Source organism: Pseudoalteromonas sp. SG43-1 (assembly GCF_014164415.1).
GTDB lineage: Bacteria > Pseudomonadota > Gammaproteobacteria > Enterobacterales > Alteromonadaceae > Pseudoalteromonas > Pseudoalteromonas distincta.
Genome location: NZ_JACJFD010000013.1, coordinates 100,238 through 106,538 on the forward strand (window position 1 = coordinate 100,238; position 6,301 = coordinate 106,538).

Sequence of the window (6,301 nt, forward strand, 5' to 3'; positions counted from 1 at the left end):
TTAAAGCTGAGCTAGCGGCTTAGCTTGGCTTTGTTCGTACTCTTCGTACCAAGTTTTAAAGCCCCACGCGGCCATAATGGTATAAAATATAAAGAGCGCAAGCGTTGGGTAATAGCCTTTTTCATAATATAAATACATGGAAGCTGCATCTATTACAATCCAGTACAGCCAGTTTTCGAGGACTTTTTTAGCAACTAAGTAAGTAGTTACTACGGCAAAACACGTTGTGAAACTATCAAGATAAGCAAAATCGGCATGCGTATAGTTTTGCATAACGTAACCAATTGTAATTGCAGCTACGGTTGTTAAACTAATTAAAACAGCATGACGGTTTATCGACCACGATGTAATATTTAAATTTTCAGCTTTGCCTTTTCTCCATACAACCCATCCAAACACAGCCATATACATATAATAAAAATTAAGTAACGACTCCATGAGCAATGCGCCATTCCAGTACATAATTGTATAAATGAGCGTGCTAAAAAATGCCGCCGGCCAACACCATAAGCTTTCCTTTATTGCCAATAATAAGTACGCCATCGACAATCCTACCGCAATGTATTCCCAATGCGACATTGCTGTAAAACCGCTTAAGGTTTGTGTTAAAAAGTCCATATTATGCAATCACCGTTTAGTTGCGCCATTTGTTATACCAATCTGCTTATATACGGGGTCTATTTAACGTTAAGAAAATCACGCTAAAACTAGGCAAAAATTTTTGTATCTAGTTGTTCTAAATAAAAAATTTTTAACGACGTTATAGTGCAATTTAATTCGTTAAATTGATCAAAGATTTATGCAGATTGGTATTATAGATTATTCAGACGATAAGTCGCCAGAGAGAAACTTACATACAAAAATAGCTTTACCAAATTCTTCATATGAGCGCTTAATTTCGGTATTTAACACCTGCATTACTAAATCATAATCACCAAAAATTTGCGTTGATAGCGTATTAGTAATCACTTTTAAATTTTCGTATTCGTTTAAGCGGTCAATAAAGCCTTTAATAAACGGAATGTAATCTTGGTGAAGTGGATATTTACTGATCTCTACTGATAATTTCATTTTAAACTCTACTTTTTAATTATTTGATTTAAACAAATCATTCAATGCCAGTTCAATACAGTGTAAAATTATACTAACACTCAATTTAACTGAGCTTATTATGGCACGCAGAATAACGTATACATTTAAAAACCAACCGCGCGAAATTAACTTCGCAAAAGATAAATACCACGACATGTATCAAGCTATTGCTGCTGCCGAGGGTATTGATTTAACAAATTACTTAAATATGGTACGCCAAATAGAAATGACCTCAAAAGGGTCTGCTTCTGTTCGTAACTTTCGCGACCAAGAATTTGCCCGTATGGGCTTTAGCGACATTTACTTTATAAAAGAGTAATTATACCCAATTGGTATACGCTAAAAACTAACTATGGCTGATACTCATAACTTACGCGTGGTGTAATATTACATAATAGCTCGTAAGGAATAGTATCAGCGCACAGTGCTATTTCTTCAACTGGTAGCTCAGGGCCCCACATAGTGACTCTGTCGCCAACTTTAATATTATGCTCATTAGCGCCTATATCAACGCTGATCATGTCCATAGCTACGCTACCTACAATACCATAACGCTGCTCACCAATTATTACCGGTGTCCCCTCTTTAGCATGCCGAGGATAACCATCGCCATAACCCATAGCTACAACAGCTAACTTGGTTGGTTTATCGCTTTTCCAACGACCACCATACCCAACAGCCTCATTAGCAGGCACATCTCGCACTGCAATTACGCGCGTAGTTAAGCGCATAACTGGTTTTAATTTGTGTTGCTGCCCAATACTATTTGCCATTGGCGATACACCATATAACATAAGCCCAGGACGCACCCAATCGCCATGACCGCTCGGCCAGGCAATAATACCAGCCGAATTTGATAAACAATGCGCTTGGTCAATACCATTCACTAAATTATCAAACAACGTAATTTGCTGAACCGTTTTAGCATTATCAACGTCATCAGCACACGAAAAGTGGGTCATTAAATTAACGGTATTTTTAGCGTTAGGTGTTTTTTGCAAGCGGCTATAAAAGGCTTCAAACTGCTCTGGCGCAATACCTAATCGATGCATACCTGTATTTACTTTTAACCAGCATGTTATTGGTGCATCTAGCTTTGCTTTTTCAAGCGCCGCTAATTGGTACTCATCGTGAATAATAGTTTGAAAATTGTTGGCGAGCAGAATCGGTAAGTCGGCTTTGTTAAAAAAGCCTTCTAGTAAAACAATTGGTTTTGTTAAGCCCCCAGCTCGAAGGGCAAGCCCTTCATCTATACGTGCCACAGCAAATGCGTCAGCATTATTTAAATGCTGCGCAATCGTTACTAATCCATGCCCGTAAGCATTTGCTTTTAGCACCGCCATCACTTTGCTGTTAGGTGCAAAGCCCTTAACTTGCGCTAAATTATGCGCAAGTGCCGTTAAGTTAATTTCAGCAGTCGCTAAGCGCATTAGTAATCGTCATCTACCGCTGGTCCCGCGTAATTATCAAAGCGAGAAAATTGACCTTGGAATGTTAAACGCACTTTACCAATTGGGCCGTTACGTTGTTTACCTATGATAATCTCAGCAATACCTTTATCAGTACTGTCTTCGTTGTAAACTTCGTCACGGTAAATAAACATGATTAAATCGGCATCCTGCTCTATCGACCCTGACTCACGTAAATCTGAGTTAATTGGGCGTTTATCGGCACGTTGCTCTAGCGTACGGTTTAGCTGCGAAAGCGCAACAACCGGACATTTTAGCTCTTTTGCTAGTGATTTAAGTGAACGCGAAATTTCAGCAATTTCAAGCGTTCGGTTATCAGCAAGGCTAGGTACGCGCATTAGCTGCAAGTAATCGACCATGATCATACTAATGCCGCCGTGGTCACGCGCAATACGACGTGCACGAGAGCGAACATCGGTAGGTGTTAAGCCCGAGGCATCATCAACATACATTTTGCCTTTTTCCATCAACAAGCCCATTGTTGATGAAAGTCGCGCCCAATCGTCATCATCTAACTGACCTGTACGTACCTTAGTTTGGTTAATACGGCCAAGAGACGCTAACATCCTCATCATAATTTGTTCTGAAGGCATCTCTAGCGAGTAAATTAGCACGGGTTTGTCTTGAGTCATTGCGGCATGTTCTGCAAGATTCATCGCAAAGGTGGTTTTACCCATTGAAGGACGCGCTGCAACAATAATTAAGTCAGACGGTTGCAGGCCCGTCGTCATTTTATCAAGATCGGCATAACCTGTACTTACACCCGTTACACCATCTTGTGGCGATTGATAAAGCTCTTCTATTTTATCAACGGTTTTTTCGAGTATGTTATGAATACTTTGCGGGCCTTCCGTACTTTTTGTACGTTGCTCGGCAATTTTAAATACTTTGCTTTCGGCAAAATCGAGTAGGTCGTGACTAGTACGCCCTTCGGTATTAAAACCCGCTTCGGCTATTTCATTTGCCACGCCAATCATTTCACGTACAACAGCACGCTCACGTACAATGTTTGCGTAGGCATCAATGTTGGCTGCACTTGGCGTATTTTTAGCAATTTCGGCTAAGTAAGCAAAACCCCCAATACCTGCAAGTTTATTATTTTTTTCTAAACTTTCAGAAATAGTGATTAAATCTATCGGATCGCCAATCTCAGCAAGTGCCGTCATCGCCTCAAAAATTAACTTGTGCGTGCGGGTATAAAAATCCTGTGATACAACAAGCTCAGCTACGCGGTCAAAAGCTTGGTTATCAAGCATTAAGCCACCTAAAACAGATTGTTCAGCTTCTATTGAATGGGGAGGAACTTTAAGAGTATCGACTTGCTTATCTGGTTTGGCCATAACTTCACAGTAGTAAAATTGAATGGCTCTATTCTATCGACTTGCAGGGGCTGTGCAAATAGAAAAGCAGGAAATCTTTCCTGCTTTTTGTAATCGTGATGGGGAATGAGTGTTATTTGGTACGAAGCTCTATTCGTCCACTAATGGTATCCATTTCGACATTTGCATTACCGCCATTAATACTAAACTCTAAATCACTGGCTGGGCCATATTTAGCTTTACTGACTTTGTCACTACTGACTTTGTTAATGATTTTACCATTAGCATGGGCTTTAATTTCAAACTTTGCTGATACACTTTGTGGGAAATAAAAGTCGGCATCACCACTTACTGATTCAAAACGTACATCACCGCCTTTTAAAAGCTCGTTAATCTGTACTTCTGCTTCGCCATTGACCGTATTAATACGTAGGTTTTTAATAGTCGATAGCGTAAATTCTATATCGCCATTTACGTTTTCAAGGCGTACATCATTAGCGCTTGAAGTTGATTTAATATCACCATTAACAGCGCTAAAACGCAGCTCACCACTTGATTGCCTATCGTTAATTTCACCATTTACGGTTTCAAACTGAATATTCCCGTTTAAGTTCTCAGCGTTTACATCACCATTTACAGTGGTGAGCTTAATGTTGCCAGTAATATCATCTACCGTAATTTCGCCGTTAACCACATCAACTTCTGCGCCATTTTTAAGCTCCTTTGCAGTCACCGATACATTAACGCCAGCAAACGCTAAACTACTGCTTTTAGGCATAAATATAGTTAGGTTTGAGCCGTCACCACTATTACCCCAATTTGATTTACGGGGCATTTTTACAATAAACTGTGTTTTATCACCACTTGTTTTAAGCTCATAACCCTGTGCTTTATCATCAAGCTCGCCAGATACTTTAAATTCGTTTTTATCCCAGCCTGTAATATGTATATCACCGCGTTGGTTTTCAATAAAAATAGTGCCGCCACTTGGTACGTCTATTTGCTTATCTATTTTTTCACCCGCAAATGCCGCCAGTGGAAATAAGCTCAGTCCTAATAAAATCGCTTTCATATCGTACTCCTAAATGTGCTGCCAACGTGGCGCGTGCACCTTGTTAATTAAATCAAGTTGTTGTTGATATATTTGCGCTAACATTGTCAGTAGCGCTTGGTTTTGTGGTTCGTTTTCAAGAGCTTGCTTTATTGCTTGCTCAGCTTCTTCAAGTTCTTGTAGTTGCGTTTGCCAGTTAGTGGTTAATGCTTCTTTATTTTCGTATTCAACTAACAAACTATTTTTTTGAGCCGAAAAGTAATCACTTATAGCCACTACGGGCTGTGGTTCAGGTGCTATAACAAATATATTAACAGCAATTAAAGCAGCCACAGTACACGCTGCTATTGCCGTTAGTTTTGGCCAAATAATAGTGCTGTTTGGGTTCTGCTTATTATTAACAATTGCTCGCTCAATCCCCGCCCATAAATCTTTTTGTGGCGTAATTTCTTTATCAAGCGTGTTTAATGACTTATTTAAGTAGTCGTTAAAGTTTGGTTTACTCATTTTCATACCACTCTTGTAATAACTGCCTAGCACGATGATATTGTGACTTACTTGAACCAACAGCCATACCTAATTGCTCCGCGATTTCCTCGTGCCTGTAACCTTCAATAGCAAATAATACAAATACCATACGTGCGCGCTCAGGAAGCCTTACTATTAACTTATCGAGGCCATTTAAGCCTTTGCAGTCGTTAGCTGATTGCTCATCCATACCGCTGTGTTCAATACTTACTACTTTTTGTAACCAGTTTTTTTGCTTGCGCAGGTAACTTATCGCTACATTACTGGCAACACTATATAGCCAAGTAGAAAACTGCGAACGCCCATCAAACAATGCTATTTTATGCCATACCTGTACAAATACCTCTTGGGCGGCGTCTTCGGCGTGTGCTTGGTCTGCTAATAAGCGTAAACATAAACCGTATACTCGTTTTATATGTAACTCATAAAGCGTTGTGTATGCGCCTTGATCACCCGATTTAACTCGCTCAATGAGTGCAGCTTCGCACAAAGGCGTTGGTTCGGGTTTAACGTGTAACATCCGTGATGCCGCCTTTTAATTATTATTGTTGAGTTGCTATTTAAGTGTATTGATAAGTTAGACGTAATGACAGTTCGAAAAGGTTTAAAAGGAATGAAAAAATAATTGAATAAAAAAGGGGCTTATACGAGGCTATATACCAATTCGCTTAATTAAGTGATCTATTTTGAGGATGGAAAAACGTGTTGATAGCTAGACAAAAAATTCGCTATTTAGTTGTTCTCGGCAATTGCTCCTGCATTGCTCTACCTTCTGCATCCATGCAGTCGTAAATGAGAATTTTTTAACACAGGTAGCGACACGTTTAGCCCCGCAAAATGAT

The 6,301-nt window shown here is 39.6% G+C and carries 8 protein-coding genes; 1 reads left to right on the forward strand and 7 read right to left on the reverse strand.

Features of this window, described 5'->3' with window-relative positions:
* Together pnuC and H5159_RS10955 are read right to left on the reverse strand one after the other, a co-directional pair.
* Entirely contained in the window at positions 1-618 is a 618-nt protein-coding gene (pnuC, locus tag H5159_RS10950) for a nicotinamide riboside transporter PnuC (RefSeq protein ID WP_002963042.1), read from the reverse strand.
* A gap of 201 nt (positions 619-819) precedes the next feature.
* Positions 820-1,071 (reverse strand): hypothetical protein, encoded by a 252-nt coding sequence (locus H5159_RS10955; protein ID WP_182780285.1) that lies wholly within the window; start codon positions 1,069-1,071, stop codon positions 820-822.
* 100 nt (positions 1,072-1,171) lie between these two features.
* Here H5159_RS10955 and H5159_RS10960 point away from each other — a divergent pair, with 100 nt between their 5' ends.
* Positions 1,172-1,411, forward strand: coding sequence for a DUF2960 domain-containing protein (locus tag H5159_RS10960; protein ID WP_002963045.1), 240 nt, complete (start codon positions 1,172-1,174; stop codon positions 1,409-1,411).
* A 31-nt stretch (positions 1,412-1,442) separates the two neighbouring features.
* Here the strand turns inward: H5159_RS10960 and alr are convergent, their stop codons facing one another.
* The 5 genes from alr to H5159_RS10985 all read right to left on the reverse strand — a co-directional run bounded on the left by alr (position 1,443) and on the right by H5159_RS10985 (position 5,979).
* A complete protein-coding gene (alr, locus tag H5159_RS10965) occupies positions 1,443-2,522 on the reverse strand; it encodes an alanine racemase (RefSeq protein ID WP_024596806.1) in 1,080 nt (359 codons plus the stop codon).
* Entirely contained in the window at positions 2,522-3,901 is a 1,380-nt protein-coding gene (dnaB, locus tag H5159_RS10970) for a replicative DNA helicase (protein WP_002963050.1), read from the reverse strand. The genes alr and dnaB overlap by 1 nt, the downstream gene beginning before the upstream one ends.
* 112 nt (positions 3,902-4,013) lie before the next feature.
* On the reverse strand, positions 4,014-4,952 hold the full coding sequence (locus H5159_RS10975) for a DUF4097 family beta strand repeat-containing protein (protein WP_182780286.1): 939 nt from the start codon (positions 4,950-4,952) through the stop codon (positions 4,014-4,016).
* 9 nt (positions 4,953-4,961) lie between these two features.
* Positions 4,962-5,444: a hypothetical protein gene (locus tag H5159_RS10980; protein ID WP_024596807.1), complete on the reverse strand. Its 483-nt coding sequence runs from the start codon at positions 5,442-5,444 to the stop codon at positions 4,962-4,964.
* Complete coding sequence (locus H5159_RS10985; protein ID WP_002963053.1) at positions 5,431-5,979, reverse strand: RNA polymerase sigma factor; 549 nt, start codon at positions 5,977-5,979, stop codon at positions 5,431-5,433. Before H5159_RS10985 ends, H5159_RS10980 begins: the two co-directional genes overlap by 14 nt.
* Positions 5,980-6,301 lie beyond the last annotated feature (322 nt).